21 protein-coding genes and 2 tRNA genes are annotated in these 25,553 nt (G+C 69.0%); 16 read left to right on the top strand and 7 right to left on the bottom strand.

Annotated elements, in window-relative coordinates:
- The first annotated feature begins 52 nt into the window (after positions 1-52).
- The 4 genes from SPK54_RS01310 (at position 53) to SPK54_RS01295 (ending at position 3,789) form a co-directional block, all read left to right on the top strand.
- Positions 53-397, top strand: coding sequence for a RidA family protein (locus SPK54_RS01310; RefSeq protein ID WP_330946135.1), 345 nt, complete (start codon positions 53-55; stop codon positions 395-397).
- 131 nt (positions 398-528) lie between these two features.
- Entirely contained in the window at positions 529-2,589 is a 2,061-nt protein-coding gene (locus SPK54_RS01305; RefSeq protein ID WP_330946134.1) for a M13 family metallopeptidase, read from the top strand.
- Positions 2,590-2,684: 95 nt separating this feature from the next.
- The gene (locus SPK54_RS01300) at positions 2,685-3,269 is read left to right on the top strand and encodes a DUF6151 family protein (RefSeq protein ID WP_330946133.1); all 585 of its coding nucleotides are present in this window, start codon (positions 2,685-2,687) and stop codon (positions 3,267-3,269) included.
- Between the two features lie 28 nt (positions 3,270-3,297).
- Positions 3,298-3,789, top strand: coding sequence for a YciI family protein (locus SPK54_RS01295; protein WP_330946132.1), 492 nt, complete (start codon positions 3,298-3,300; stop codon positions 3,787-3,789).
- Positions 3,790-3,829: 40 nt separating this feature from the next.
- Here SPK54_RS01295 and SPK54_RS01290 read toward each other — a convergent pair whose 3' ends face one another.
- On the bottom strand, positions 3,830-4,375 hold the full coding sequence (locus tag SPK54_RS01290) for a peroxiredoxin (protein WP_330946131.1): 546 nt from the start codon (positions 4,373-4,375) through the stop codon (positions 3,830-3,832).
- 213 nt (positions 4,376-4,588) lie between these two features.
- Between SPK54_RS01290 and SPK54_RS01285 the strand changes: the two genes are divergently transcribed.
- On the top strand, positions 4,589-4,855 hold the full coding sequence (locus tag SPK54_RS01285) for a DksA/TraR family C4-type zinc finger protein (RefSeq protein WP_330946130.1): 267 nt from the start codon (positions 4,589-4,591) through the stop codon (positions 4,853-4,855).
- A gap of 90 nt (positions 4,856-4,945) precedes the next feature.
- Here the strand turns inward: SPK54_RS01285 and SPK54_RS01280 are convergent, their stop codons facing one another.
- Complete coding sequence (locus SPK54_RS01280; protein ID WP_330946129.1) at positions 4,946-6,169, bottom strand: hypothetical protein; 1,224 nt, start codon at positions 6,167-6,169, stop codon at positions 4,946-4,948.
- Between the two features lie 197 nt (positions 6,170-6,366).
- Here SPK54_RS01280 and SPK54_RS01275 point away from each other — a divergent pair, with 197 nt between their 5' ends.
- Complete coding sequence (locus SPK54_RS01275) at positions 6,367-8,097, top strand: M1 family metallopeptidase (RefSeq protein WP_330946128.1); 1,731 nt, start codon at positions 6,367-6,369, stop codon at positions 8,095-8,097.
- A 153-nt stretch (positions 8,098-8,250) separates the two neighbouring features.
- On the opposite strand, the gene SPK54_RS01270 is transcribed toward SPK54_RS01275, so the two are convergent.
- Positions 8,251-10,239 (bottom strand): SDR family oxidoreductase, encoded by a 1,989-nt coding sequence (locus SPK54_RS01270; RefSeq protein WP_330946127.1) that lies wholly within the window; start codon positions 10,237-10,239, stop codon positions 8,251-8,253.
- A 147-nt stretch (positions 10,240-10,386) separates the two neighbouring features.
- On the opposite strand from SPK54_RS01270, the gene SPK54_RS01265 reads away from it, so the two are divergent.
- From SPK54_RS01265 to SPK54_RS01220, 10 genes are all read left to right on the top strand, one after another.
- A complete protein-coding gene (locus SPK54_RS01265) occupies positions 10,387-10,644 on the top strand; it encodes an acyl-CoA-binding protein (protein ID WP_330946126.1) in 258 nt (85 codons plus the stop codon).
- An 11-nt stretch (positions 10,645-10,655) separates the two neighbouring features.
- A complete protein-coding gene (locus SPK54_RS01260) occupies positions 10,656-11,282 on the top strand; it encodes a TetR/AcrR family transcriptional regulator (protein ID WP_330946125.1) in 627 nt (208 codons plus the stop codon).
- Between the two features lie 352 nt (positions 11,283-11,634).
- Positions 11,635-12,498 carry a hypothetical protein gene (locus tag SPK54_RS01255; protein WP_330946124.1) on the top strand — a complete coding sequence of 288 codons (864 nt, stop codon included), beginning with the start codon at positions 11,635-11,637 and terminating at the stop codon, positions 12,496-12,498.
- A gap of 54 nt (positions 12,499-12,552) precedes the next feature.
- A tRNA-Leu gene (locus SPK54_RS01250) sits at positions 12,553-12,639 on the top strand.
- A gap of 21 nt (positions 12,640-12,660) precedes the next feature.
- Positions 12,661-14,301 carry an FMN-binding glutamate synthase family protein gene (locus SPK54_RS01245; protein WP_330946123.1) on the top strand — a complete coding sequence of 547 codons (1,641 nt, stop codon included), beginning with the start codon at positions 12,661-12,663 and terminating at the stop codon, positions 14,299-14,301.
- A 36-nt stretch (positions 14,302-14,337) separates the two neighbouring features.
- On the top strand, positions 14,338-15,243 hold the full coding sequence (cysD, locus tag SPK54_RS01240; RefSeq protein ID WP_330946122.1) for a sulfate adenylyltransferase subunit CysD: 906 nt from the start codon (positions 14,338-14,340) through the stop codon (positions 15,241-15,243).
- Complete coding sequence (gene cysN / locus SPK54_RS01235) at positions 15,243-17,147, top strand: sulfate adenylyltransferase subunit CysN (RefSeq protein ID WP_330946121.1); 1,905 nt, start codon at positions 15,243-15,245, stop codon at positions 17,145-17,147. The genes cysD and cysN overlap by 1 nt, the downstream gene beginning before the upstream one ends.
- Before the next feature lie 75 nt (positions 17,148-17,222).
- Positions 17,223-19,070, top strand: coding sequence for an EAL domain-containing protein (locus SPK54_RS01230; protein ID WP_330946120.1), 1,848 nt, complete (start codon positions 17,223-17,225; stop codon positions 19,068-19,070).
- A 134-nt stretch (positions 19,071-19,204) separates the two neighbouring features.
- A tRNA-Val gene (locus SPK54_RS01225) sits at positions 19,205-19,279 on the top strand.
- Positions 19,280-19,422: 143 nt separating this feature from the next.
- Positions 19,423-20,682, top strand: a complete 1,260-nt coding sequence (locus tag SPK54_RS01220) for an O-antigen ligase family protein (protein WP_330946119.1) — start codon at positions 19,423-19,425, stop codon at positions 20,680-20,682.
- A 23-nt stretch (positions 20,683-20,705) separates the two neighbouring features.
- Here the strand turns inward: SPK54_RS01220 and SPK54_RS01215 are convergent, their stop codons facing one another.
- The 4 genes from SPK54_RS01215 to kynU all read right to left on the bottom strand — a co-directional run bounded on the left by SPK54_RS01215 (position 20,706) and on the right by kynU (position 25,530).
- A complete protein-coding gene (locus tag SPK54_RS01215; protein WP_330946118.1) occupies positions 20,706-21,245 on the bottom strand; it encodes a DUF2939 domain-containing protein in 540 nt (179 codons plus the stop codon).
- A gap of 35 nt (positions 21,246-21,280) precedes the next feature.
- A complete protein-coding gene (sbcB, locus tag SPK54_RS01210) occupies positions 21,281-22,729 on the bottom strand; it encodes an exodeoxyribonuclease I (RefSeq protein ID WP_330946117.1) in 1,449 nt (482 codons plus the stop codon).
- A gap of 190 nt (positions 22,730-22,919) precedes the next feature.
- A complete protein-coding gene (locus SPK54_RS01205; protein ID WP_330946116.1) occupies positions 22,920-24,266 on the bottom strand; it encodes an NAD(P)/FAD-dependent oxidoreductase in 1,347 nt (448 codons plus the stop codon).
- Positions 24,256-25,530: a kynureninase gene (gene kynU, locus SPK54_RS01200; RefSeq protein WP_330946115.1), complete on the bottom strand. Its 1,275-nt coding sequence runs from the start codon at positions 25,528-25,530 to the stop codon at positions 24,256-24,258. The genes SPK54_RS01205 and kynU overlap by 11 nt, the downstream gene beginning before the upstream one ends.
- Positions 25,531-25,553 lie beyond the last annotated feature (23 nt).

Raw genomic sequence — 25,553 nt, 5'->3', positions numbered from 1 at the left:
CGCGCCGCGCGGCGCTGGGCCAAGGTGCGCTCCCCGCATCGGAGACTTTCCCATGATCGAACGCATCGACGCCGGCCCGCGCATGTCCGAAGCCTGCATCCACGGTGGTATCGCCTATCTGGCCGGCCAGGTGCCGGAAACCGCCGGCGCCGACATCGAAACCCAGACCCGCGAGGTGCTGGAGGCGATCGACGCGCTGCTGGCGCAGGCCGGCAGCGACAAGACCCGGGTCCTGCGCGCGCAGGTGTACCTGGCCGACATTGCCGATTTCGCCGGCATGAACCGGGCCTGGGACGCGTGGGTGGTGCCCGGCCAGGCGCCGGCCCGCGCCACCGTGGAAGCGCGGCTGGCGAACCCCGACTGGAAGGTGGAGATCGTGGTCACCGCGGTGGTCTGAGCCCCGCCGCAGGCGTCCGCGGCCGGTCGTGCCGGCCCCGGACCGGCGGCGATCAGGCCAACCAAAGACACGCGCGCCCGCTGCGGAGCCGCGTTAACCTCGGGCCTCCTGCCGTCAGAAGACCCTACCGCATGAAGCGTTCCCTGCTTGGCCTCGGCATCGCCGGTGCCCTCGCCGTCGTGGTTTCCTCCGCCACCGCCGCCACCCCCACGGGCAAGGCCCAGCTGGGCAGTTTCGGTGTCGATCTCTCCGCGCGCGACCTGTCGGTCAAGCCGGGCGACGACTTCAACCGCTATGCCAGCGGCCAGTGGATCGACACCTACGTCCTCAAGGACTACGAGACCAACTACGGCTCGTTCAACCAGTTGCGCGACCGCGCCGAGGAGCAGACCCGCGCGCTAATGGAAGAGCTGCTGGCCAGCAAGGATCTCGCCGCGGGCAGCAATGGCCGCAAGCTGCGCGATTACTACGCCAGCTTCATGGACCGCGCCGGGCGCGATGCGGCCGGGATCAAGCCGCTGCAGCCGGTGCTGGACCGGATCGCGAAGATCGATTCGAAGGACAAGCTGATCGCCGCCTTCGGCAACGCCGGCATCGACGGCAGCAGCGCGCCGTTCGGGATGGGCGTGGGCATCGACCGCAAGGACCCGAACCAGTACCAGGTGGGCCTGGGCGTGGGCGGCCTGGGCCTGCCGGACCGCGATTACTACCTCAACCAGGACGCGCGCTTCGTCAAGATCCGCGAAGCCTACCTGGCGCACATCCAGCGCATGCTGGGCTTTGCCGGCGTGACCGGCGCCGATGCGAAGGCGCGCGCCGAGGCGGTGCTGGCGCTTGAGACCGCGCTGGCCAAGCCGCAGTGGGAGCGGGTCAAGCTGCGCGACCGCGACAAGACCTACAACCTGTTCACCTTCGCCGAGCTGCAGCAGAAGTTCCCGGGCTACGACTGGGCCGCGCAGCTGCGCGCGCAGGGACTGCCGCAGCCCGACAAGCTCAACATCACCACCCCGGACGTGATCCAGCCGGTGATCGAGATCGTCAACGCCACCCCGCTGGCGACCTGGCGCGACTACCTGGCCTTCCATGCCGTCGACGGCAACGCCGACCTGCTGAGCAGCGAGATCGATGCCGCTTCGTTCGAGTTCAACGGCAAGGTGCTGGGCGGGCAGAAGGCCCAGCGCGAGGACTGGAAGCGTGCGTTGGCGCTGGTCGGCGGTCGCGGTGGCCTCGGCGAGGCGCTGGGCGAGCTGTACGTGGCGCGCTACTTCAAGCCGGAAGCGAAGGCGGCGATGGACCAGCTGGTCGAGAACCTGCGCAGCGCGCTGCGCAGCAATATCGAGCAGATCGACTGGATGGGCGAGGCGACCAAGGCCGAGGCCTACCGCAAGCTGGCCAGCTTCCGTCCGAAGATCGGCTATCCGTCGAAGTGGAAGGACTATTCCAGCGTCGTCATCAAGGCCGACGACCTGCTGGGCAACGCGGTGGCGATGCGGCAGTTCAACCGCGCCGACCAGAACCGCCGCGTTGGCCAGAAGACCGACCGCGAGGAATGGGGCATGACCCCGCAGACGGTGAACGCCTACTACAACTCGGCGTTCAACGAGATCGTGTTCCCGGCGGCGATCCTGCAGCCGCCGTTCTTCGACGTGCATGCCGACGCAGCGGTGAACTACGGCGGCATCGGCGCGGTGATCGGCCACGAGATGGGCCACGGCTTCGACGACCAGGGCAGCAAGTCGGACGCCGACGGGATCCAGCGCAACTGGTGGACCGACGAGGATCGCGCCCGCTTCGAACAGCTGACCAAGGCGCTGGGCGCGCAGTACGACGCCTATTGCCCGCTGGAAGGGCAGTGCGTCAACGGCGGCTTGACCATGGGCGAGAACATCGGCGACCTGGGCGGCGTGTCCATGGCCTACAAGGCCTACCAGCTGAGCCTGGGCGGCAAGCCCGCGCCGGTGATCGACGGCCTGACCGGCGACCAGCGTTTCTACCTGGCGTGGGCGCAGGTGTGGAAGAGCAAGTATCGCGACGAAGCGCTGTTGCGCATGCTCAAGACGGACCCGCATTCGCCCGGCATGTACCGCGCCAACGGCCCGCTGCGCAACCTGGACGGCTGGTACAAGGCGTTCGAGGTGAAGCAGGGCGACGCCATGTACCTGGCGCCGGAGAAGCGCGTCCAGATCTGGTAAGCGCCGACGCCGGCTGCAGCACCAAACGGGCGGGCCCCAGGGACCGCCCGTTTCCGTTATTGTGCCTCCGGTAAATCCCCGGGGAATGGCGCGGAATGAAGCTGGCGTGCCGCTGCGGCCAGGTGGAGGGGCAGATCGATCCGCGCCGCGTGCATGCGCGCGCGAGCTGTTACTGCCGCGACTGTCGGGCGTTCGCACGCTGGCTGGGCAGCGCGGGGCTGCTGGACAGTGCCGGCGGTACCGACATCCTGGCGATGGCGCCGGACGGGCTTCAGATCACCCGCGGCTTCGAGAAAGTGGCGTGCATGTCGCTGGGCCCGCACGGGCTGCTGCGCTGGTACGCCAGCTGCTGCCGCACGCCGCTGGGCAACGTCCCGCGCGACCCGAAGCTGTACTACCTGGGGGTGCCCGTGCCCGCCATCGCGGCGCCGGCGGATGCCATCGAGGCCGCATTCGGGCCGCGCGGGCGCATCGCGGTCAATGCCGGCTCGGCGATCGTGCCGGTGGCGTCGCCGCGGCTGGCGGGGATCATCGGCACGCTGCGCATCGCCGTCGGCGTGATTGCAGCGCGACTGCGCGGCCGCCGCAATACGCTGCTGTTCGATGCCGATGGCCTGCCCTTGCGCGAGCCGCTGGTGCTGGACAGAGCGCAGCGTGAGGCGCTGTCGGCAGACTCGTGAAATCCAGGTCCACAACAGGAGCAAACCGATGCGCCATCGCCTGCATGGTCTGATGCTTGCCGCCGCCTCTGCCGTCGGTACCGTGCAGGCGGCCGAGCCCGCTGCCCAATCCGCCGCACCGCCCGTTGCTGCCGCCTATGACGCCGTGCTGGCGCAGCGCACCGGCGCCGACGAACGCGGCATGCGCCGCTATGTGCTGGTGATCCTGCGTACCGGGCCCACCCCGGTGAAGGATGCGGCCGCGCGCCAGGCGATGTTCGCCGGCCACATGGCCAACATCCAGCGGCTGGCGAGGGAGGGCAAGTTGGCGCTGGCCGGCCCGTTCGGAGATGCCGGCGGCGACTGGCGCGGCCTGTTCGTGTTCGCCACCGCCGATATCGAGGAAGCGAAGGCGCTGGTGGCCAGCGATCCGGTGATCCAGCAGGGCGAGATGATCGCCGACTACCACAGCTGGTACGGCTCCGCGGCGACGATGCTGATCGGCGAACTGCACGAAAAACTGGTGCGAAGGAGGCCCTGATCCCTGCGGCGCGGCCATCGCCGCGCCGCAGGATCCCGCTTCACTTGCCGGCGCGTTTCGCCTTCAGCGCGGTCACCGCGGCCAGGGTTTCCCGGACGTGCAGGTTCGGATTCATCGAATCGAAGGCGAAGACCACCTTGCCGTCCTTGCCGATCACGTAGGAGGTGCGGCTGGACAGGTCCGGCTTCATCGTCATGGTGGCGTCGTAGGACTTGGCGATCTTCGCACCCTCATCGGCGGCCACCGGGAACTTGCCTGCGCACTTTTCGGTGTCGCGGGAGAATTCCGCCAGCTGCCCGGTGTTGCCCGCGGTCATGCCCACCACACTGGCGCCCTGCGCCTTGAACTTCGCGATGGCCTGGGAGAACGCGGCGGCTTCGGCGTTGCAGCCCGGCGTGAACGCGGCCGGGAAGAAATACAGCACCACCGGGCCCTTCGCCAGCGACGCCTTGAGGTCGAAAGTGTAGGGCTGGCCCGCCAGATAGGCGGGCGCGGTGAAGGCCGGCGCCACGGCGCCGGGCTTGAGCGCGGCGAACACCGGGGTAGCGCAGGCCAGCAGGAGAAGGGAGGCGGCAATGCGGCGCATGGCAGGTTCCTGACGGAGGGGAGAGCGTCACTTTAGCGCCGCTTCGCGTGCCTGCGCGCGTGGCCGCGGCACCCGCCGGCCGCCGGTTGCCGGGCCCGTCCATCCTGCCCCTGCCAGGCAGGCGCCTGTGTGAGCGAGGTGTCGCCGCGGCGCCAGCGGGAGCTGGTGTATCGTCGGCCTTCGACGGCAGCGGAGCGATCGCAGGAGGACGGCATGGCCACCGGTTGGGCAGGCGAGGGCGCGGTGCAGCAGCAGATCGACGCCACGGTGAAGGATGGCATCGCGCGGGCGCGCAGCCGCCTGCCCAGCGGGGCGGGGCTGGAGCGCTGCGAGGCATGCGATGCGCCGATCCCGGAAGGCCGGCGCAAGGCCGTGCCCGGCGTCCGCCTGTGCGTGGCCTGCCAGGAGGCACAGGATGCCGAGGAGGCGGCTTTCACCGGCTACAACCGTCGCGGCAGCAAGGACAGCCAGCTGCGCTGAGCCGGCGCGCTTGCTGCGCTCGCTGCCGCAGGCGGGAAACAGGACGCCCGGCGCGGAGCCGGGCGTCGGGTGTGGCGGAATGCCCGCCGATCAATCGATGCTGAAGGACAGGATCATGCCCAGGATCGCCGGCAGGATGATGGCACTGCCGTTGTCGTAGCGACCGTACTGGTGGCGGCCGTAGTAGCCGTCGCGGTAGCCGCGTTCGAAGCCCTGGCGGAAGTACCAGCGGTAGTCGCTCGGGCTGATGTAACGCCCGGGGTAACCGTAGCTGCCATCGATCCAGCCGTAGTTGTTGCGGTAATCGAACTGCCAGCGATCCATGCGGTCGGCCTGGCCTGCGTACCAGCCTTCGCGGTAGCCGTCGCGCACCGCCTGGCGCAGGATCTCCGCGCCGTAGCTGTTGGTGCTGTGCCAGCGCCCGCCGTAGCTGTAGCGGTAGTTGAACGGAGTATGGAAGAACGGATCGCGGTCGTAGTCGAAGCGATGGTGGTTCCAGCGTGCCTGTGCGGCCAGCCAGCGCCGCCAGTAATCCTGCTGGTAGCGGTACTGGGCGTTGCGGCGCTGACGCTCCAGCTGGTCACGATGGCGGTCATGCTCATGGCGACGACGACCGTCGTCACGCAGCCACTGCGCATGCTGGCGACGTTGTTCCTCGATCCGGTCGCGCTGCTGCTGGCGCGAGACGCGGTCGTCGCGGCCATCGCGCCATGCCTCGCGATCGTCGCGCCAGTCGCGGCGTGCCTCGCGCTCGCGCGCTTCGGCAATCACCTTCGCCTGCGGGCTGCCGGCCTCGGCCAGCTCGCGCTGCCGATCCTCGGACTCCCGCCGACGATCGCGCTGCTCTGCAATCCGCTGCCGTTGCTCCAGTCGGCGGTACTCCGCGGGGGCACGGGTAGGCGCCTGCCGTTCGGCGATGTCCGGTGCCGGCAAAGGCGGCGTTTCGGGTTGGGGCAGCGCCCGTTCGCGCTGCTGCCACGGGCCGCGTGGCTCCTGCGCGGCCTGCCGTTCGCGCTGCCTGCGCGCCATTTCGCCCCAGTCTTCGCGACGCCCGGCTTCGCTCTCGCGCGGCGCGCCGGAGGGCGGGGCGAGACGCTCGAAGCGCTCCATGCGCCGTGGCGGCTCGCCGCGGCTTTCCGGTGCTGCCGGTGGCGTGGCATCGGCGTTGCCCCGGGCCTTCTGCAGGCGGCGTTCCAGCCGTTCCGCCCGGCGCTCATGGCCCTCCTGTGCGGCTGCGGGCTGTGCGGCGCCGATGGCCAGCGCCAGGCCAAGCAGGGCGGCGGTGAGGACGTGCGGCTTGGGAATGCGGTGCATGGTTTCGTCTCCCCGGGCGCGAACCATTCGCCGCCCTCACTTGCAGTTAACGGTTTGCGCGATGAATCGAAGCTGAGGTTTCCCCCTGGCCGAAGGGGACGCCAGCAGGGATTCAGTTTCGCCCCGGCATGACCAAAGACAGGCCCGACGCGGGGCGCGCCGTGCGATGTTAGGCGATCACCCACCGGAGGCCCTGAATGCCTGCCTACGCCCATGGTTCCGTCCTCGTTCTTGCCGTGGCCGCGGCACTCGCGCCGGTGGCCGCGATCGCGCAGCAGCCAGGATTGACGCCGACCACGGCGGCCACCGGCCTGCCGCGCACGCCCGAACAGCTGGCCTCGGTCATCGAGAAGGCCGAGCTGTCTTTCCGCGTCGATCCCGCGAAGAAACGGCTGGAAGGCGATGCCACCCTGCACCTGCGGGTTTCGCAGCAGCTGCAGCGGCTGGTGGTGGACCTGGACCGGAACTACGCCATCGAGCGGGTCGAGATCGACGGTGCACCCGTGGATGCCGGGCACTGGCGCAATCCCGAAGGCCGGATGCAGGTGGACCTGCCGCGTCCGCTGGCGGCCGGTGGCCAGACCACCCTGCGCATCCGCTATGCCGGTCAGCCGCACGAGGCGAAGAAGGCGCCGTGGGACGGCGGCATCGTCTGGGCCAAGGCCCCGACCGGCGAGCCGTGGGTCGCCACCGCGGTGCAGGGCGAGGGCTGCGACCTGCTGTGGCCCTGCATCGACCATCCCATGGGCAAGCCGCTGGAGGTGGTGCAGCACGTCACCGTGCCAAGCCTGCTGGTGGCCGCCGGCAACGGCATCGCCGAGGGCATGGACGAGCAGGACGGCTGGCGCACCTACCACTGGCGCGCGCGGATGCCCGACACCTACGCGATCGCGCTCAATATCGGCCCCTACGAACTGCTGCAGACCGACTACACCTCGCGCTTCGGCAACACCATCCCGCTGCGCTTCTGGTACCTGAAGGGCAACCAGGCCAAGGCCGAGGGGCTGTTCGCTGAGTTCGCGCCGATGCTGGATTTCTTCGAGGAAGTGATCGGCCCGTATCCGTTCGCGGACGAGAAGATGGGCGTGGTCGAAACGCCGCATCTGGGCATGGAACACCAGACCATCAATGCCTACGGCAACGACTACAAAAAGGCCGAAACCGGCTACGACTGGCTGCTGCAGCACGAGTTCGCCCACGAATGGTTCGGCAACCAGCTGACCAACGTCGACTGGGATGATTTCTGGCTGCACGAAGGTTATGGCACCTACATGCAGCCGCTGTACCTGCAGTGGCTGCGCGGCGACATGGAATACATGGCGGCGCTGATGAAGATGCGTTCCACGCTGATGCTGCGCCACCCGATCGTGGCCGGCCGCAGCATGGTCGAGAAGGACGTTGCCAACGCCGAACGCGGGCCCGGCAACGACGTCTATTACAAGGGCGCTCTGATGCTGCACACCCTGCGCGGGCTCATCGGCGATGCAGCGTTCTTCCGCGCCACCCGCGAACTGGTCTACGGCACGGATGCGCCCAGGCCGGGCAACTTCCGGCCGCGCTACGCATCCACTTCGGATTACGTCGCGCTGGTGAACCGCATCACCGGCCGCGACTACGGCTGGTTTTTCGATGTCTACCTGCGCTCCGTGAAGCTGCCGGAACTGGTCGCCACCCGCGACGCCAGTGGCCTTGCGTTGCGCTGGAAGACCGAGGGCGGCAAGCCCTTCCCCATGCCGGTGCAGGTGCGCGCGGGCGATCGCGTCGTGGACGTGCCGATGACGGATGGGCGCGGCCATGTGGCGCTGGCGGCAGGCGAAAGCTTCACGCTGGATCCGCACTCGAAGGTGCTGCGCGAGTTGCCGCACATGGCCGAGTACCAGAAGGATGCGGCGGCGCGGGCGAAAGCGGCGGCTGCGACGAAACGCTGACACGACGCGAAGCCCCTCGCGGGGCGCCCACGCCTGGAGACCATCGGCGACATGGATGTCGCCGATGAGCCTACATGGACGTATTCACGGCGTGTCTCCGGGCGTGGGCGCCCCGCGAGGGGCAACTCGGTGAATCTTGAACCCGGCGCTTGCCTACCAGTGCACCCCGCGCATCAGCGCGGCGAACGCGATCTGTTCCTGGCTGGGCGTCTGGTCGCGCAGCGCCTGCTTGTCGCCCTTGGCCGCGGCCGAGTCCGGGAACAGCTCGAAGGCGGTGCTCATCACCGCCTCGTAGGCCTTCGGCGCCACCGCGTTGACCAGCGCGGCGAAGATGCCGAGGCGCGTGGCGATGCGGCTGGGGCGTTCGATGATGCCCTTCACCACCAGGTCGGCCGCCTCGTCCGGGGTCAACGTCGGCACGCTGTCGTACATCTTGGTCGGCGCGATCATCGGGGTCTTCACCAGCGGCATGTTGATGGTGGTGAAGCTGATGCCCTTGCCCGACAGCTCCCCCTGCGCGCAGCGGCTGAACGCGTCCAGCGCGGCTTTGCTGGCGACATAGGCGGCGAAGCGCGGCGAGTTGGCCAGCACCCCGATCGAGCTGATGTTGATGATGTGGCCCTTGCGGCGCTGGGTCATCGACGGCATCAGGCCCATGATCAACCGGATGCTGCCGAAGTAGTTCAGCTGCATGGTGCGTTCGAAGTCGTGGAAGCGGTCGTAGCTGGCTTCGATCGAACGACGGATCGAGCGTCCGGCGTTGTTGACCAGCACGTCGACTTGGCCGTGCTCCTGCAGGAGCGTCGCCACCAGCCGGTCGCAGTCGGCCATGTCGGAGAGGTCGGCGGTGTAGGCGAACACCTTGCCGCCAGCGGCCTTCATCGCATCGCGCGCCTTGAACAGCTCCTCCTCGCCGCGCGCCACGATCACCGTCACCGCGCCCGCCGCCGCCACCTTCTGCGCGGTGGCCAGGCCGATGCCGGACGAGCCGCCGGTGATCACCACCACCTTGCCCTTGACCTTGCCCTTCAGGCTGCGGTCGATGAACAGGTCCGGGTCCAGGTGGCGCTCCCAGTAATCCCACAGCCGCCAGGCGTAGTCCTCCAGCCGCGGCACCGCGATCCCGCTGCCCTTGAGCGCGCGCTCGGCCTCGCGGTTGTCGAAGCGGGTGGGGTAGGTGATGAACTTCAGGGTTTCCTTCGGGATCTTGAAGTCGCGCAGGAGCATGCCGACGAAGCGGCGGACGGGCGGCAGGCTGCCCACTGCCATGCGCACGCTGCCCGGCAGGAACGCGAACATGCGGGCATCGATACGCATGGTCATCTCTGGCGCGTGGCCGGCGCGGGCGAAGGTGTTCAGCGCCTCGCCGACGCGCAGCGGCTCCGGATCGGTGAGGTGGAAGCAGTGGCCGTCAAGGCGCGGCTTGTGGGCGATGTGGTCCATCGCGTCGGCGACGAAATCCACCGGCACGATGTTGACCCGGCCGCCCTCGATGCCCAGCGTCGGCATCCACGGCGGCAGCGCCTGCCGCAGCTTCTTGAGGAAGGTGAAGAAGTAGTAGGGGCCGTCGATCTTGTCGATCTCGCCGGTCTTCGAGTGGCCCACCACCATGCCGGGGCGGTAGATCCGCCATTTGATCCGCTTCTCCGCCCGCACCAGCCCCTCGGAGTCGTGCTTGGTGCGCAGGTAGGGGTCATCCAGCCCTTCCGCCTCCTCGAACATATCCTCGCGGAACACGCCCGGGTACATGCCGGCGGCGGCGATCGAGCTGGTGTGGTGGAAGCAGCCGGCCTTGAGCGCGGCGGCCAGGTCCAGCGCGTTGCGGGTGCCGTCGATGTTGGCCGCGTGCAGGGCGTCCGGCTTGGCCGCCATGTCGTAGATCGCGGCCAGGTGGAAGAAGTGTTTCACCTTGCTGGTCAGCGCGCGCAGCTGCGCGGCGGACAGCCCGCACTTCGGCGCGGTCATCTCGCCGGCCACTGGCAGTACGCGCTTGCGGTCCCAGCCGCGCTGCTTCGCCAGCGACTCGAACTTCTTCATCGAGTCCTTGCGCACCAGCACGTAGATCGTGCCCTTGCGCCTGAGCAGGTTGTCGATCAGGAAGCGGCCGATGAATCCGGTGCCGCCGGTCACGAAATAAGCCATTGCGCGTCCCCTTCAGGCGTGTGCGGCGCGTTGCGCGCCCGCTGCCGCTACGTTGCCAGAGCCGCGCGCGCGCGACAATTCCCCTCCGTATTGACCGGTGCGGGGGCACATGTTGAGATGGCCGCCTAAACGCGAGGGGAGATCCCGATGTCCGATCTGAAGGCCCTGTTCGAGCAAGCCGCCAAGGACGTGCATGCGCTGGCGGAGCGCCCGGACAACGACACCCTGCTGCGCTTGTATGCGCTGTACAAGCAGGGCTCGGAAGGCGATGTCAGCGGCCCCAAGCCGGGGTTCTTCGATTTCGTGGGCACCGCCAAGTACGAGGCCTGGGCGAAGCTGAAGGGCACCGCGCCGGAGCAGGCGATGCAGAAGTACGTGGACCTGGTGAAGAAGCTCACCGCCTGACGGAGCCCGGCATGGCAAGGCAGACCCGCCAGCGCATCCTCGATGCGTCCCTCTCGATGTTCAATGCGCAGGGCGAGCCGAACGTCACCACCAACCACATCGCCGACGAGCTGGAGATCAGCCCGGGCAACCTGTACTACCACTTCCGCAACAAGGACGACATCATCGAGCAGCTGTTCGCCGGCTACGAGGCCCGGATGGATGCCGCGCTGACCGCGCCGGAAGGCCGCCTGCCCGGGCTGGAGGACGTCTGGCTGCAGCTGCACCTGGTGTTCGAGTGCATCTGGGACTACCGCTTCCTGTACCGCGACCTGGTCGACATCCTCAGCCGCAACCGCCGCCTGCGGCTGCGCTTCGCGCGCATCCTCAAGCGCGCCGACGAGCAGGCGCACACCGTGATGCGCGGACTGGTGCAGGCGGGGGTGATGCGGGCATCCGCGGCGGAACTGGACGCGGCCGCCACCAACGTGCTGGTGATCGCCACGTTCTGGATGAACTACGCGGCCGCGCGCGGCGATAAGGACGAGCAGGCGTCGATCCGCGACGGCATCGTGCAGGTCATGATGCTGATCGCGCCCTTCCTGCGTGATGCCGAGCGCGTCCACCTCAACACCTTGACCAGCGCCTACCTCGACTGACGCCGCGGCCGGTAAGAGCGCACTGCAAGGGCGCGAACGCTTTCGCGAAATCACGTCAAACGCATCGCGCCCTTGCAGTGCGCTCTTACCGGCGTCGCGTGTTCCGGACGGCGCGGCGCGCGGTCGCCAGCAGGCCCAGGGCGGCCAGCCACAGGTGGCGAGGGGTCGGCATGAAGAACACCGCGGGGGCGCGGCGGGAATGCGGCTTCCGGCGGGCTGGCATGGCGTGTCCCTGGGCTGAGGATGTGCGCAGGCTGGGCCGGCGCGCTCGAGCAAACACACTATCGCCCCCTTGCCAGCGGCTGCGGGTGGCGGGATGCTGGCCGCCAGACCTCAACCAGGGCATCGCCGCATGGCCAGCAAGAAATCCGTCGCTTCCACCTGGGCCGCATTTCCCCTCGACGCCAAGGCCTTTGCCTACGCCGGCGATGCGCTGAAGAAGGCCTGGCCGAAGCTGCACGCCGGCGATTGCGAGCCGTTCCCAGACGCCAAGCGCGCCGCCGCCCTGTTGAAGGCGGCCGGCAAGGCGGCGCCGAAGCTCGACGCCGGCGCCCTGGCGGAAGCACTGCAGGAGGCATGGCGCGCCTTCCATCGCGGCGACTTCAAGGCGGCATTCGAGGCGGGCGAGGCGCTGGGGCCGGTGGGCGCCTCGGTGGCGGTGAAGGCCCTCGGCATCCATGCCACGTACCTGGTCGATGACGAAGACGAGAAGCTGAAGCGCTTCGATCGCGCCGCGGACCTGGCGGAGGCCGCCATCGCGGCGCTGCCGGAAGAGGCCAACAGCCATTACCGCCATGCCTTCGCGCTGGGCCGCTACAGCCAGGGTCTGTCGATCGCCAAGGCGCTGCAGCTGGGCATCGCGGGCAAGGTGCGCGCCTCGCTGGATGCCGCGCTGGAGCTGGCGCCCAAGCACGCCGAGGCGCACACCGCGCTGGCGCTCTACCACGCCGAGATCATCGGCAAGATCGGCGCGATGATCGGCGGCCTGACCTACGGCGCCAAGGCCAGCGAGGCCGGGAAGCACATCAAGGAGGCGCTCAAGCTGACGCCGGCCTCGCCGATCGCCCACATCGAGCACGGCAACGTCCTGTTGCTGCTCGACGAGCGCCGCAACGAAGAGGCCGCCGCGGCGGCCTACGAGCAGGCCGCGCAGGCGAAGCCGCTGGACGCGATGGAAGCGCTGGATGCGGCCTACGCGCAGTCGCAGCTGGAGTAGTGCGGGGTGGCCCCGACATTGCGCGGCGCATGATCGCGTAAGCTTTGTCGCGCAGCCCGGATGGCGAAACTGGTAAACGCAAGGGACTTAAAATCCCTCGGCCGCAAGGCCATGTCGGTTCGATCCCGACTCCGGGCACCAGCCTGACGATGAAGGAGCGCCGTGATCCGATATTCCGCCTATCTCGCCAGCATCGCGCTGGCAGCACTGGCCCTGCTGCTGGCTTTCGCCCACCCGCACTGGTGGTGGGGCGTGGCCGGTTTCGGCGCGTTGGTGGCAGTGGGCACGGCCGATCTGCTGCAACGCAAGAGCACGTTGCGCCGCAATTACCCGCTGCTGGCGCACTTCCGCTACGGGCTGGAGACCATCGGCCCGGAAATGCGCCAGTACTTCATCCAGTCCGACACCGCCGAGGTGCCGTTCTCGCGCGAGCAGCGCGCGCTGGTCTACCAGCGCGCCAAGCACGTCAACGACGTGCGTCCGTTCGGCACGCTGCAGGACGTGTACGGCATCGACTACGAATGGATCAACCATTCGCTGGCGCCTACGGCGATTCCCGAGCATGACTTCCGCATCGTCATCGGCGCCGGCTGCGCCCGCCCGTATTCCGCCAGCGTGTTCAACATCTCGGCGATGAGCTTCGGCGCGCTGTCCGCCGCCGCCATCCACGCGCTCAACGCCGGCGCGAAGCTCGGCGGCTTCTACCACGATACCGGGGAAGGCTCGATTTCCCCCTATCACCGCGAGGGCGGCGGCGACCTGGTCTGGGAACTGGGCTCCGGCTACTTCGGCTGCCGCAACGACGACGGCAGCTTCAGCGAGGAGCGTTTCGCCGCGCAGGCCGTCGATCCGCAGGTGAAGATGATCGAGGTGAAGCTGTCGCAGGGCGCCAAGCCCGGCCACGGCGGCATGTTGCCGGCGGCCAAGCTGAGCGCCGAGATCGCGGCCACCCGCGGGGTGCCGATGGGGCAGGACTGCGTGTCGCCGGCGGCGCACTCGGCGTTCTCCACGCCGCTGGGCCTGCTGCAGTTCGTGGCGCGGCTGCGCACGCTGTCGGGCGGCAAGCCGGTGGGCTTCAAGCTGGCCATCGGCCACCCGTGGGAGTGGTTCGGAATCGCCAAGGCCATGCAGGAGCAGGCCGAGGCCAACCCCGAGCTGCTGCCGGACTTCATCGTCGTCGACGGTGCCGAGGGCGGCACGGGCGCGGCGCCGGCGGAGTTTGTCGACCATGTCGGCGTGCCCATGCACGAGGGCCTGATGCTGGTGCACAACACCCTGGTCGGGCTGGGCCTGCGCGACAGGATCAAGATCGGCGCCGCCGGCAAGATCGTCAGCGCCTTCGACATCGCCCGCGCGCTGGCGATGGGCGCAGATTGGTGCAACGCCGCGCGCGGCTACATGTTCGCGCTGGGCTGCATCCAGTCGCTGAGCTGCCACACCAACCGCTGCCCCACCGGCATCGCCACCCAGGACCCGGCGCGCTGGAAGCACCTGGACGTGGCCGACAAATCGGTGCGGGTCGCCACCTTCCATGCCAACACCCTGCGCGCGCTCCGCGACCTGCTGTGCGCGGCCGGCCTGGGGCATCCGGACCAGCTGGGGCCGGAACACATCCTGCGCCGCGTTTCCCAGGTCGAGGTGCGCTCGCTGTCGGCGCTGTACCGCTACCTCCAGCCGGGCGAACTGCTGGGCGGACGCCTGCCGGAACATGCGGTGTTCCGCGAGTTCTGGCAGCAAGCGCGCAGCGATGCCTTCATGCCGCCTGCGAATATCGCGCGGCTCCGGGACAGCAAGGCCAGCTGATACGCTGTGCGCCTTCGTTGACGCAGCAACACAGCCTTGAACGCAGCCTTGTCCCACCTCGACCGGCTGGAAGCCGAAAGCATCCACATCCTCCGCGAAGTCGCCGCCGGGTTCCGCAACCCCGTGTTGCTGTATTCGGTCGGCAAGGACAGTTCGGTGCTGTTGCACCTGCTGCTGAAGGCGTTCCATCCGGCGCGCCCGCCGATCCCGCTGCTGCACGTCGACACCACGTGGAAGTTCCGCGAAATGATCGACTTCCGCGACCGCCGCGCCGCCGAGACCGGCGTCACCCTGCACGTGCACACCAATCCCGACGGGCTGGCACAGGGCATCGGTCCGGTCAGCCACGGCGCCACCGTGCACACCGACGTGATGAAGACGCAGGCGCTGAAGCAGGCGCTGGACCGGTTCGGCTTCGATGCCGCCATCGGCGGTGCCCGCCGCGACGAGGAAAAGTCGCGCGCCAAGGAGCGCATCTTCAGCTTCCGCAACGCGCAGCACCGCTGGGACCCTAAGAACCAGCGCCCGGAGCTGTGGAATCTCTACAACGCGCGCATCCACAGGGGCGAGTCGGTGCGTGCGTTCCCGCTGTCCAACTGGACCGAACTGGACATCTGGCTCTACATCTACCGCGAGAGGATCCCGGTGCCTTCCCTGTATTTCGCCGCCGAGCGTCCCGTGGTGGAGCGCGACGGCGCGCTGATCATGGTTGACGACGAGCGCCTGCCGCTGCGCGAGGGCGAAGTGCCGGCCATGCGGCGCGTGCGCTTCCGCACCCTGGGCTGCTACCCGCTGACCGGCGCGATCGAGTCCGAGGCCGACACGCTGGAGAAGATCATCGCCGAAATGCTGGTGGCCACCACCTCGGAGCGGCAGGGCCGGGTCATCGATCACGACCCGTCCGCCTCGATGGAGAAGAAGAAGCAGGAGGGCTACTTCTGATGCGCATGGACGACGACGCCGCTGCGCAGGTAGCCGCCTACCTGCGGAAGCACGAAACCAAGGACCTGCTGCGTTTCATCACCTGCGGCAGCGTGGACGACGGCAAGAGCACGCTGATCGGGCGGCTGCTCCACGACACCCGGCTGCTGCTGGACGACCAGGTCAGCGCGCTGGAAGCGGACAGCCGCAGGCACGGCACGCAAGGGGACGAAATCGATTTCGCCCTGCTCGTCGATGGCCTGGCCGCGGAGCGCGAACAGGGCATCACCATCGACGTGGCCTACCGCTTCTTCGATACCGAGCGACGCAAGTTCATCGTCGCCGACTGCCCCGGCCACGAGCAGTACACACGCAACATGGCCACCGGCGCCTCCACCGCCGACGTGGCGGTGGTCCTGGTGGACGCCCGCAAGGGCCTGCTCACCCAGACCCGCCGCCACAGCTACATCGTGAAGCTGCTGGGCATCGACCGGGTGCTGCTGGCGGTCAACAAGATGGACCTGGTCGGATTCGACCAGGCCGTGTTCGACCGGATCGCCACTGAGTACCGCGCACTGGCGGCGCAGCTGGGCATCGCCCATGTCGACTGCGTCCCGCTGTCGGCGCTGCGCGGCGACAACATGGTCGCGCGCTCGCGCAACATGCCGTGGCATGGCGGCCCGGCCCTGCTGGAGCTGCTGGAAACGGTGCCGCTGGCGCGCGCAGCCGGCGGATCCGCGCTGCGGATGCCGGTGCAGTGGGTGTGCCGGCCGAACCAGGATTTTCGCGGCTTCGCCGGCACCATCGCGGCGGGCACGGTCAGGCCGGGCGACGACATCGTGGTGCTGCCATCCGGGCGGCGTTCGCGGATCGCGGCCATCGTCACCGCCGACGGCGAGTTGCCGGAAGCGGGTGCAGGGCAGGCGGTCACCCTGACCCTTAGCGACGAGATCGACGTCAGCCGCGGCGACGTGGTCGCCAGCGCCGCCAACCCGCCGGAGGTGGCCGACCAGTTCGCCGCCCACCTGCTGTGGATGGGCGATGCGCGGCTGCTGCCGGGACGTCCGTACCTGCTGCAGATCGGCAGCCGCACCGTCGGCGCCTCGGTCACCGAGATCAAGCACAAGGTGGACGTCAACACCCAGGACCAGCTGGCCGCAAAGCACCTCGAGCTGAACGAGGTCGGCTACTGCAACCTGCACCTGGACCAGCCGGTGCCGTTCGCCGCCTACGCCGAAGACCGCGCGCTGGGTGGCTTCATCCTGATCGACCGGCAGAGCAATGCCACCGTTGCCGCCGGCACGCTGGATTTCGCGCTGCGTCGCGCCGGCAACATCCACTGGCAACACCTCGACGTGGACAAGGCAGCGCGCGCCGCGGTCAAGCACCAGGCGCCGCGCTGCCTGTGGTTCACTGGCCTGTCCGGCGCCGGCAAGTCCACCATCGCCAACCTGGTTGAGAAGAAGCTGCTGGCGCAGGGACGGCACACCTATCTCCTGGACGGCGACAACGTCCGCCATGGCCTCAACAAGGACCTCGGCTTCACCGCCGAGGACCGGGTGGAGAACATCCGCCGCGTCGCCGAGGTGGCCCGGTTGATGACCGATGCCGGACTGATCGTGCTGGTCAGCTTCATCAGTCCGTTCCGCGCCGAACGCGAGATGGCCCGCGCGCTGTTCGAACCCGGCGAGTTCCTGGAGGTGTTCGTCGATACCCCGCTGGCCGAAGCGGAGCGCCGCGACGTCAAGGGCCTGTACGCCAAGGCGCGCCGCGGCGAGCTGCGCAACTTCACCGGCATCGATTCGCCCTACGAGCCTCCGCAGGCGCCGGAACTGCACCTGCATACGCTGGAGGCCGATGTGGCGGCGCTTGCGGACGAGGTCATCGCGGCGCTGGCGCTGGAGCGGTACGACCCGGCGACCTGATCCGGGCGGCCGCCTGCCGGCGATGGCGGGCGCGGTGACACGAAGTTGTCATCGCCCGCTCACAACATTCCCGGCATGTGCGCTGTCCCGCTGCCTGATCTGTCCGATGCGCTGCTCGCCGCCGCCCTGCGGCCAGGTGGGCTGCGCGCCCTGTTCCAGCCCATCGTCAGGCTGGAAGATCGCAAGGTGGTGGCGCACAAGGGCCTGATGCGCCATGCGCAGGCGGAGCTGCCGCCGCTGCGCCTGCTGGACCACGCACGCCGCGCGGGTCGACTGGGCGAACTGGAAACCCACGCCGCCAGCACGCTGGCGCAGGCGTTCGACTTCGCCCGTGGGGGGCGGCTGCTGGTCAACCTGAGCGCGCACGCGATCCTGCAGGGCGACCTGCGTCCGCAGCAGGTCCTGCGCAGCCTGCAGGCGGCCGGGCAGGACCTCAGCCGGTTCGTCATCGAGATCACCGAGCGCGACATCGTCGAGGACGTCGGCCGCCTTGCCGATGCGCTGGGCTACCTGCGTGCGGCCGGCGTGCAGATCGCGTTGGACGATTTCGGCAATGGCCATTCCAACTTCGAGCTTTGGCACGAGTTGGGGCCCGATTACGTCAAGATCGACCGCTATCTCGTGCACGACATCGCCCAGAGCCCCGGCCGCCTCAGCATCGTGCGGGCGCTGGTGCAGGTGGCGGACAGCCTGGGCACTGACCTGATTGCCGAAGGCGTCGAACGCATCCAGGACTTGGCGATCATCCAGGATCTCGGCATCCGTTACGCGCAGGGTTTCCTGCTGGGGCGCCCGCAGCCAACGGTGGCCGAGACCGTGGCCGGGGAGGCGCTGCAGGCCTCCAGCGAAAAATTGCCGGTGTGGCCGGTCAACGGACAGCGCCACGCGTTCCCCCGGGTGACCGCCGCCCACCTGCTGGTCGAAGCGCCTTCTATCAACGAGCAGGCAAGCAATTTCGAAGCCGAGCTGATGTTCCGCCAGCACCCGCACCTGCCGGCGCTTCCGGTCGTCGATCACGATGGCTTCCCGCAGGGCTTGATCAACCGCCGTGTCTTCAACGAGCGGATGGCGATGCCGTTCGCGCGCGAACTGCTGGGCCGCAAGCCCTGCATCCAGCTGATGCATCCCTCGCCGATCATGGCCGACGTTTCGCAGAGCATCGATGCGATGTCGGAGATCCTGCTGGGCGAAGACCAGCGCTACCTGGCCGATGGCTTCATCATCACCCGCGACGGGCGTTATGCCGGGGTGGGCACGGGGGAGGCGCTGGTCCGGCGGGTGACGGAGCTGCGGATCGAGGCCGCCCGGTACGCCAATCCGCTGACCCTGTTGCCCGGCAACATCCCGATCGCCGAACACATCTCCCGATTGCTCGACGCTGGGCAGCCGTTCATGGCAGCGTACTGCGATCTCAACCACTTCAAGCCGTACAGCGACCAGTACGGCTATTTTCGCGGCGACCGCATGATCCGGCTGGTGGCCAACACGCTGGTCCGACATGCGGAGCCGCGCTGGGATTTCGTCGGCCACGTCGGCGGCGACGATTTCGTGGTGCTGTTCCAGAGCGACGACTGGGAGCGCCGCTGCGCCGGCATGGTCGCCGAGTTCAATGCCGCAAGCCATGCCCTGTTCGATCCGAGCGATCTTGCCCGCGGGGTGCTGGAAGGGGAGGATCGCGCCGGGCGATACGCCACTTTTCCGTTGACGACGCTGACCATCGGCGTGGCCCCGGCGGCGCCGGGGCGCTTCGCCACGGCCGAGGAAGTGGCGAAGCAGGCCGCCGCCGCGAAGCGGCAGGCCAAGCGCTTGAACGTTGGCGTGCACCTCATGGCGGTGGCGGAGGACGACGGCACCGCCGTCGTGCCTGGCGCACCGGTGGTGCGGACCGAGGCCCCCGCGGGCGTGGATTCGGTGGCGGCGTGATCCGCGCGACGCGCGCGGTGGCGCTGCAGGCCGGTTCGACGACGTCCGCTTGGAGCGATGCGTCCGCCGTGGTTCGTCGGACTGCGCGGGCTATTGCCTAACGGCCGCGTTCATGTAGAATGCGCGGCTCCTTCGGGCGGTTAGCTCAGCGGTAGAGCATTGCCTTCACACGGCAAGGGTCGCAGGTTCGAACCCTGCACCGCCCACCAGGTTCAGATCGGAAAGCCGGCCTTGCGCCGGCTTTTTCGTAGGTGCGCATCGCCCGTTTCCCGGCCGCATGAATGGGGAACAAGGGGCCAGTCCCGCGGCCTGTGAATTCTATGTGGTTGCGCGCGCATGCCTGCTACGCATGATGCCGGTGCTATTGCTGGCGGTCGTAGTGCTCGTCGAAGACGGCGTGTCCGGCCCCGTTGGCTGGGGGGTGGCTGCTGCAGCCTTGGTGCTGCTGTTGCCGATCCTGCAGTTGCTGCCGGTCGATGTCGCCATTTCCCCGGCGCGCCAATCACTGCGTGCGGATCTGGCCAGTGCCGGGGTCGAGGCCGCGCCGTACTGGAGCCTGGCACCGTTCGCGACCGAGCAGGGGCTGTGGGCGCTGCTGCCGGCGGTGGCCGTATTCCTGGCCGCGGCGGGGCTGGGAATGCCGCAGCGTCGGCACCTGCTGCAGGCCATCGTCCTGCTATTGGCCACCAACGTGCTGTTCGCCTTCTTCCAGGCGGGACTGCCGCGCGATAGCGCCCTGCACCTGTATCAGGATTTCGATGCCGGTTTCGGCGGCCTGCTGGCCAATACCAACCACCAGGCGACCGCCTGCATCATAGGCATGGTGCTGGCAGTGGGGCTGGCGGCGGAAGCCCGGCTGCGTGCGCGGCGCGGGCAGGCCCACCCGCATCGCCACTGGTGGTATCTGGGTCTGGCGGGGTTCTTCCTCTTGATGGTGCCGCTGTCCACCTCGCGGGCCGGCATGGCGATCGCGCTGCCGGCGTTGGCGCTGGCCCTGTGGTCGACCGGGATGTTGCGGCTGCGCGAGATCGGCCGTAGCCGCCGCTCCGCGCTGCTGGCGGCGGGGGTGGCGGTACTGGCCGTGGTGGGGGTGCGGGCGGCAATGGGCTGGATGGCGGTCGACCAGGCGGAGGAGTTGCGCCACCTCATGGCGGCCGCCACGCTCAAGGCCGGCCAGGCCCAGGCGCCATTGGGCGCGGGTATCGGCGCTTTCGTCCCGGTTTTCGCGCAGGCGGCGCCACCGCAGCTCCAGTTGGCCAGCTATGTGAACCATGCACACAACGAATATGCGCAGTGGTGGCTGGCGACCGGCTGGGCCGGCATGGCTGTGCTGGCGCTGGTGCTGGGGCTGCTGGCGGTTTGCGCCTGGCGACTGGTCCGCAGCGAAGGCCGCAGCGCCGCGCTGGCGGCCGGCTGCTTTGCCGCCATCTGCGCCGTGCTGGCGCACTCCTGGGCGGACTATCCCCTGCGCACGCTTGCATTGATGGCGACGAGCGGCGCGCTGGCGGGGCTGATGCTGGCCAGTCTTGCCGACGCCCGCCCGCGTTCTTCCCGTCGCGAGGGCGCTGCGGCGATGCAAGGGTCCGATGGCACGCGCGAGCGCGCCGGCTGAAGCGAGGGGCCGGGTGGCGCCCGTTATTCGGGCAGCCGCAGGCCCGCCAGCCTCCACGAGAGCCCATCGCGGTGGAACTCGAACACCACCGGCTTTCCTTCGGCATTCGACACGGTGGCGGTGAACAGCGAGGCCGACTCGAACCGGGTCTTCGCGCCTTCCAGCGGGTCCACCACCCGCGCCTTCCCATCAGGCCCCACCTTGCCGGCCATGCCCCGCGCCAGCGCGCTGCCGCTGAGCAGGGTGGCGATGCCCTGCGGGGAGACCATGGCGTCGATCGCAGGTTGCGCGACCATCGCGGTGATCTCGCCGACGGTCTTGCCGGTCTGGCTTGATCCGACATGCCCGAGGATGCCGCGGGCTATCCGTTCCTGCACCTGCGGGCGCAGGTCTTCGCGCAGGCGCTCGAAGTCGACGAAGCGCCAGAGCTCGCCGTACTGTTTGTTGGCGACAAGGTTGCGGATGCCGTTGACGGCCAGATAGGGGCCCGCCACCGCGTAGGCGAACAGGGCCAGCAGCAGGCCGATGGCGATGACCAGGATCCACTTCAGCTTCTTCGACACGGTGCGTCTCCGAAAGGACTGCGCCAGTGTAGCGGTCACGCGCCAAGTCCGGCGGCGAGCCCCTCGCCCCAGGCCGACAGCTGGTCCAGCAGCGCCAGGCGCTCGGGGGCATCGGGGTGCGCCTCGCGCAGGCGGGCGATGTCCTCGCGGTACTGCGCCAGGGTCAACTCCGAAAGGCCGGCGTCGGTCAGCAGCCGGCGTCGGCGGTAGGCGTCCCACGCACTGCGTTCCTCCGGCAGCAGGGTTTCCGGCCAGTTGCGCGCCCGGTAGCGGAACAGCAGCTCGGGCAGGCGCGGGTCGCGGAAAGCAAAACCGGTGCGGCCCAGCAGCTGCGGCGGCGTCCCGCGCAGCTGCGCGAACCGGCGCTTGTCGCCATCGCCGAGGAACCCGTCGTACAGCGCGGCATCGGGGTCGACCGGCGCGGCCGGCCGCTCGCGCGCGTACACGCGGCGGATTTTCTCCGCCAACGCGGGGCCGGCGGCGCGCAGGCGCTGTGCGCGCGCTTCGGCCAGTTCCACGTCGACGCCCAGCCGGGCGAAGTCGTCCGGTCGCAAGTGGTCCCAGCGCACCAGCGCCGGGCATTTGTTGGTATGCACTTCCTTCAGCGGAATCCGCTGCTCGCCTTCGGGCAGGTCTTCCTGGCGGACGTACAGGCGCGCGGCGATGGCCTCCGCATCCAGCGCCAGCAGCGGCTCCGGGTCGGCCTCGAGGTCGAACACCACCACCCGCGAATCGATCTGCGGATGGCGCGCCAACGGCAGCACGGGCGCGGCGCACAGGCGCGAAGCGGGGTAGCGCTGCGATACGTGCAGCAGCGGCGACATCGCCATCGTGTCCAGCAGCGAGGCGGCAAAGCGCTTGTCGCGCAGGCGCAGGGCGTAATCCCACAGCCGCGGCTGCGCCTGCTTGAAGCGGCGCGCCACGCCGATCAGTGCGCGCACGTCGCTCAGGGCCTCGTGCGCCATGCCCTCGCGCAGGCCGTTGTCCTCCGCCAGGTGTTCGAGCCGGAAGCTGGTGCCGTTGCCGTCCTCGCGCTGCCGCCAGGTGATGCCGTCCGGTCGCAGCGCGTGCATCAGCCGCAGGGCGTCGAGCAGGTCCCAGCGCGAATTGCCACCGCGCCATTCGCGCTCGTAGGGATCGAAGAAGTTGCGGTACAGGCCGTAGCGGACGAACTCGTCGTCGAAGCGCAGTGAGTTGTAGCCGACGCTGCAGGTGCCGGGTTGGCCCATTTCGTCGGCGATGCGGGCGAACGCCGCGGCTTCGTTGACGCCGTCTCGCAGCAGGGCCTGCGGCGCCAGCCCCGTAACCATGCTGGCGCCGGGCGAGGGCAGCAGGTCTTCGGCGGGCCGCACGAGGATGTCGACCGGCGCGTCGATCTCGTTCAGGTCGAGGTCGGTGCGTATCGCGGCAAACTGCGCGATGCGGCTGCGGCGCGGGTCGGTGCCGAAGGTTTCGAGGTCGTAGAAAAGGAAGGAGGCGGCCATGGCGTCATTGTAGAAGCGCCCCGCAGTGACGCGAGGCGCTTCGCATCGTCTGGCAAACGCGTTCGCGCCCGTTCCGTGCGCCTCCAGGTGCTTGGGGAAAACGGAATTTGCGCGCGTGTGGAGTCCTGTATGAGCGCACCGCAGGGGCGCGAGGCTTTCCGCGTCGCGTTCGCGCCCGTTCCGTGTGCTCCTACAAGGGCGCGAGCTTGGCTGCCACCGCTGCGTCCACCGCGCCCCAATCCACGCCCTCAAGCGACGCCAGCCCGCGTGTCGCCTCGACCAGGATGCCGCGCTGCACCTCGCTGCGCTGCAGGGCGGTGGAATAGGGGATGCGCATGAACGTGACCATCGCGTAATGCGGCACGAAGCGGCCCGGGTGGCGTTCCTGCAGGGCCAGTTCGAGCTGGCGCTGGAGCAGGAAGTCCGCGTCGTCCACCTTGTCGCGCATCTCGATGTAGTTCTCCAGCGCCATCTGCTGGATCGCCTCGGCGTTCGGCTTGCGCTCGGCTTCGAACGCGGCGAACGCCGCGTCCAGGGAAGGCGCGCGTTCCAGCTGTTCGGCCAGCGCCACGCAGTCTTCGAACGCGCAGTTCATGCCCTGGCCGTGGAACGGCACCATCGCGTGCGCGGCGTCGCCCAGCAGCACCGCGTGGCCGCCCAGGTGCCAGCGGTCGAGATACAGGGTGGCGAGGTTGCCGACCGGGTTGGCCTCGTAGTCGCGGCGCAGCGCCGGGATCAATGGCAGCGTATCGGGGAACTGCGCCTGGAACAGCGCCAGCGCCTCGTCGCCGCTTTGCACCTGTTCGAAGCTGGGGTAGCGGCCTGCGTGCGGCATGAACAGGGTGACGGTGAAGGTGCGTTCGTCGTTGGGCAGGGCGATGCACATGTAGTGGCCGCGCGGCCAGATGTGCAGCGCGTTGGGTTCGATGCGGAAGCCGCCGTCGGCAGCCGGCGGGATTTCCAGCTCCTTGTAGCCATGGTCCAGCCATTCGGTGCGCTCGCCCAGCGGCTGCACCTTCGCCATCTCCGAACGCAGGGTGGAGCCGGCGCCGTCCGCGCCGACCAGCGTTTGGAACGGCCGCTTCACCTGCTGCTCGTGGTGGCGGAAGGTGGCGAGGCGGTCGATGAAGTCCACTCGCTCCAGCGCGTGGTCGAAATGCAGGCGCGCGCCGTGGGATTCGGCGATGGTCAGCAGCACGATGTTCAGCTCGCCGCGGTTGATCGACCAGATCACTTCCGAATCGTCGCGGCCGTAGCGTTGCAGGCCCGGTTCGCCGTGCAGTGGGTGCACGAAGCGCCCGCGCATCATCACCGCCTGCTGCAGCACCGCGTCGTCTGCGCCGGCCTGGCGCAGCGCGTGCAGGCCGCGCTCGGCCAAGGCGAGGTTGATCGAGCGGCCGCCGGCATACCCCACGGCACGCGGGTCTCCGCGCCGTTCGAACACGTCCACCGACCAGCCGCGGCGGGCCAGCAGGATGGCGAGCAGGGCGCCGGCCAGGCCGCCGCCGATGATGGTGATGTCGCGCTCAACGCCCATCCCGCCACTCCTTCACGGTCCGCGCGAAGCGCAGCACGTCGGCGAAGCTGTTGTACAGAGGCACCGGCGAGATGCGGATCACGTCCGGTTCGCGCCAGTCGCCCAGCACGCCGCGCGCGGCGAGGAAGTCGAACAGCTCACGGCCGCACGCACGGCCGCCGGTGACGCGGATGGAGAGCTGGCAGCCGCGCTGCGCGGGGTCGCGCGGCGTCGCCACCTGCAGCACGTCGCGCAGGTCGGCGTCGATCAGTTGTTCGAGGTAGCCGGTCAGCCGTTCCGACTTCGCCCGCAGCGCCGGCAAGGTGGCCCGGTCGAACTGCGCCAGCGAGGCGCGCAGCGGCGCCAGCCCGAGGATCGGCGGGTTGGACAGTTGCCAGCCGTCCGCCCCCGGCGTGGGCGAGAAATCAGGACCCATCCTGAAGCGCACGGATGCGTCATTGCCCCACCAGCCGGCGAAGCGCGGTCGGTCGCTATGGGCATGGCGTTCGTGGACAAAGCAGCCCGCCACCGCGCCCGGCCCTGCATTCATGTATTTGTAGTGGCACCAGACCGCGAAGTCGGCATCGGCGTCGTGCAGCTGCAGCGGCAGATTGCCGGCCGCGTGGGCCAGGTCGAAGCCGACCTCGGCGCCGGCCGCGTGCCCCAGTCGTGCGATTTCCTTCAGGTCGAACGCCTGCCCGGTGCGGTACTGCACGCCCGGCCAGACGATGGTGGCCAGACGCGGGCCGTGTTCGGCGATGGCGCGTTCGATGGCGGCCATCGAGAAGGTGCCGTCGGCGTTGTCCGGTTCGACTTCGACCAGCGCCTCTGCCGGGTCGAAGCCATGGAAACGCACCTGCGATTCCAGCGCGTAGCGGTCGGACGGGAACGCGCCGGCCTCCATCAGCAGCATCGGGCGTTCGCGGGTGGGGCGGTAGAAGCTGACCAGCATGAAGTGCAGGTTGGCGGTCAGCGAGTTCATCGCCACCACTTCCTGCGGCTGGGCGCCGACCACGCGGGCCAGCGGGTCGCGGACCAGCTCGTGGTAGGGCATCCACTGCGCGCTGCCGGTGAAATGGCCCTCCACCGCCTCGCGCGCCCATTTGTCCAGTACTTCCTCGACGTGGGCGCGGGCGCCCTTCGGCTGCAGGCCCAGCGAGTTGCCTACGAAATAGGCCTGCGGCGCACCGTCGTGCAGCGGCAGGTGGAACTCGTCGCGGAAGTGGCGCAGCGGATCGGCGGCGTCGAGGGCGGCGGCGCGGGCGTCGGAGTTCAGGTCAGTCATCGTTTCTCTCATCGTCATTCCCG

The sequence above is a fragment of the Thermomonas sp. LB-4 genome, assembly GCF_036409385.1.
GTDB lineage: Bacteria > Pseudomonadota > Gammaproteobacteria > Xanthomonadales > Xanthomonadaceae > Thermomonas.
Note: the sequence above shows the minus strand (reverse complement) of the source record. Positions and strands in the feature narration are given on the sequence as shown.

Excerpts from the sequence above, each read along its gene's own strand:
- SPK54_RS01280 (WP_330946129.1), bottom strand. The coding sequence starts at position 6,169 with ATGCACCGCATTCCCAAGCCGCACGTCCTCACCGCCGCCCTGCTTGGC.
- SPK54_RS01220 (WP_330946119.1), top strand. The coding sequence starts at position 19,423 with ATGCCGGTGCTATTGCTGGCGGTCGTAGTGCTCGTCGAAGACGGCGTG.
- SPK54_RS01290 (WP_330946131.1), bottom strand. The coding sequence starts at position 4,375 with ATGCGCCGCATTGCCGCCTCCCTTCTCCTGCTGGCCTGCGCTACCCCG.
- SPK54_RS01310 (WP_330946135.1), top strand. The coding sequence starts at position 53 with ATGATCGAACGCATCGACGCCGGCCCGCGCATGTCCGAAGCCTGCATC.
- SPK54_RS01270 (WP_330946127.1), bottom strand. The coding sequence starts at position 10,239 with ATGGCTTATTTCGTGACCGGCGGCACCGGATTCATCGGCCGCTTCCTG.
- sbcB (WP_330946117.1), bottom strand. The coding sequence starts at position 22,729 with ATGGCCGCCTCCTTCCTTTTCTACGACCTCGAAACCTTCGGCACCGAC.
- SPK54_RS01285 (WP_330946130.1), top strand. The coding sequence starts at position 4,589 with ATGGCCACCGGTTGGGCAGGCGAGGGCGCGGTGCAGCAGCAGATCGAC.
- kynU (WP_330946115.1), bottom strand. The coding sequence starts at position 25,530 with ATGACTGACCTGAACTCCGACGCCCGCGCCGCCGCCCTCGACGCCGCC.
- SPK54_RS01265 (WP_330946126.1), top strand. The coding sequence starts at position 10,387 with ATGTCCGATCTGAAGGCCCTGTTCGAGCAAGCCGCCAAGGACGTGCAT.
- SPK54_RS01255 (WP_330946124.1), top strand. The coding sequence starts at position 11,635 with ATGGCCAGCAAGAAATCCGTCGCTTCCACCTGGGCCGCATTTCCCCTC.
- SPK54_RS01275 (WP_330946128.1), top strand. The coding sequence starts at position 6,367 with ATGCCTGCCTACGCCCATGGTTCCGTCCTCGTTCTTGCCGTGGCCGCG.
- SPK54_RS01230 (WP_330946120.1), top strand. The coding sequence starts at position 17,223 with ATGTGCGCTGTCCCGCTGCCTGATCTGTCCGATGCGCTGCTCGCCGCC.
- SPK54_RS01260 (WP_330946125.1), top strand. The coding sequence starts at position 10,656 with ATGGCAAGGCAGACCCGCCAGCGCATCCTCGATGCGTCCCTCTCGATG.
- SPK54_RS01295 (WP_330946132.1), top strand. The coding sequence starts at position 3,298 with ATGCGCCATCGCCTGCATGGTCTGATGCTTGCCGCCGCCTCTGCCGTC.
- SPK54_RS01300 (WP_330946133.1), top strand. The coding sequence starts at position 2,685 with ATGAAGCTGGCGTGCCGCTGCGGCCAGGTGGAGGGGCAGATCGATCCG.
- SPK54_RS01305 (WP_330946134.1), top strand. The coding sequence starts at position 529 with ATGAAGCGTTCCCTGCTTGGCCTCGGCATCGCCGGTGCCCTCGCCGTC.
- SPK54_RS01205 (WP_330946116.1), bottom strand. The coding sequence starts at position 24,266 with ATGGGCGTTGAGCGCGACATCACCATCATCGGCGGCGGCCTGGCCGGC.
- cysN (WP_330946121.1), top strand. The coding sequence starts at position 15,243 with ATGCGCATGGACGACGACGCCGCTGCGCAGGTAGCCGCCTACCTGCGG.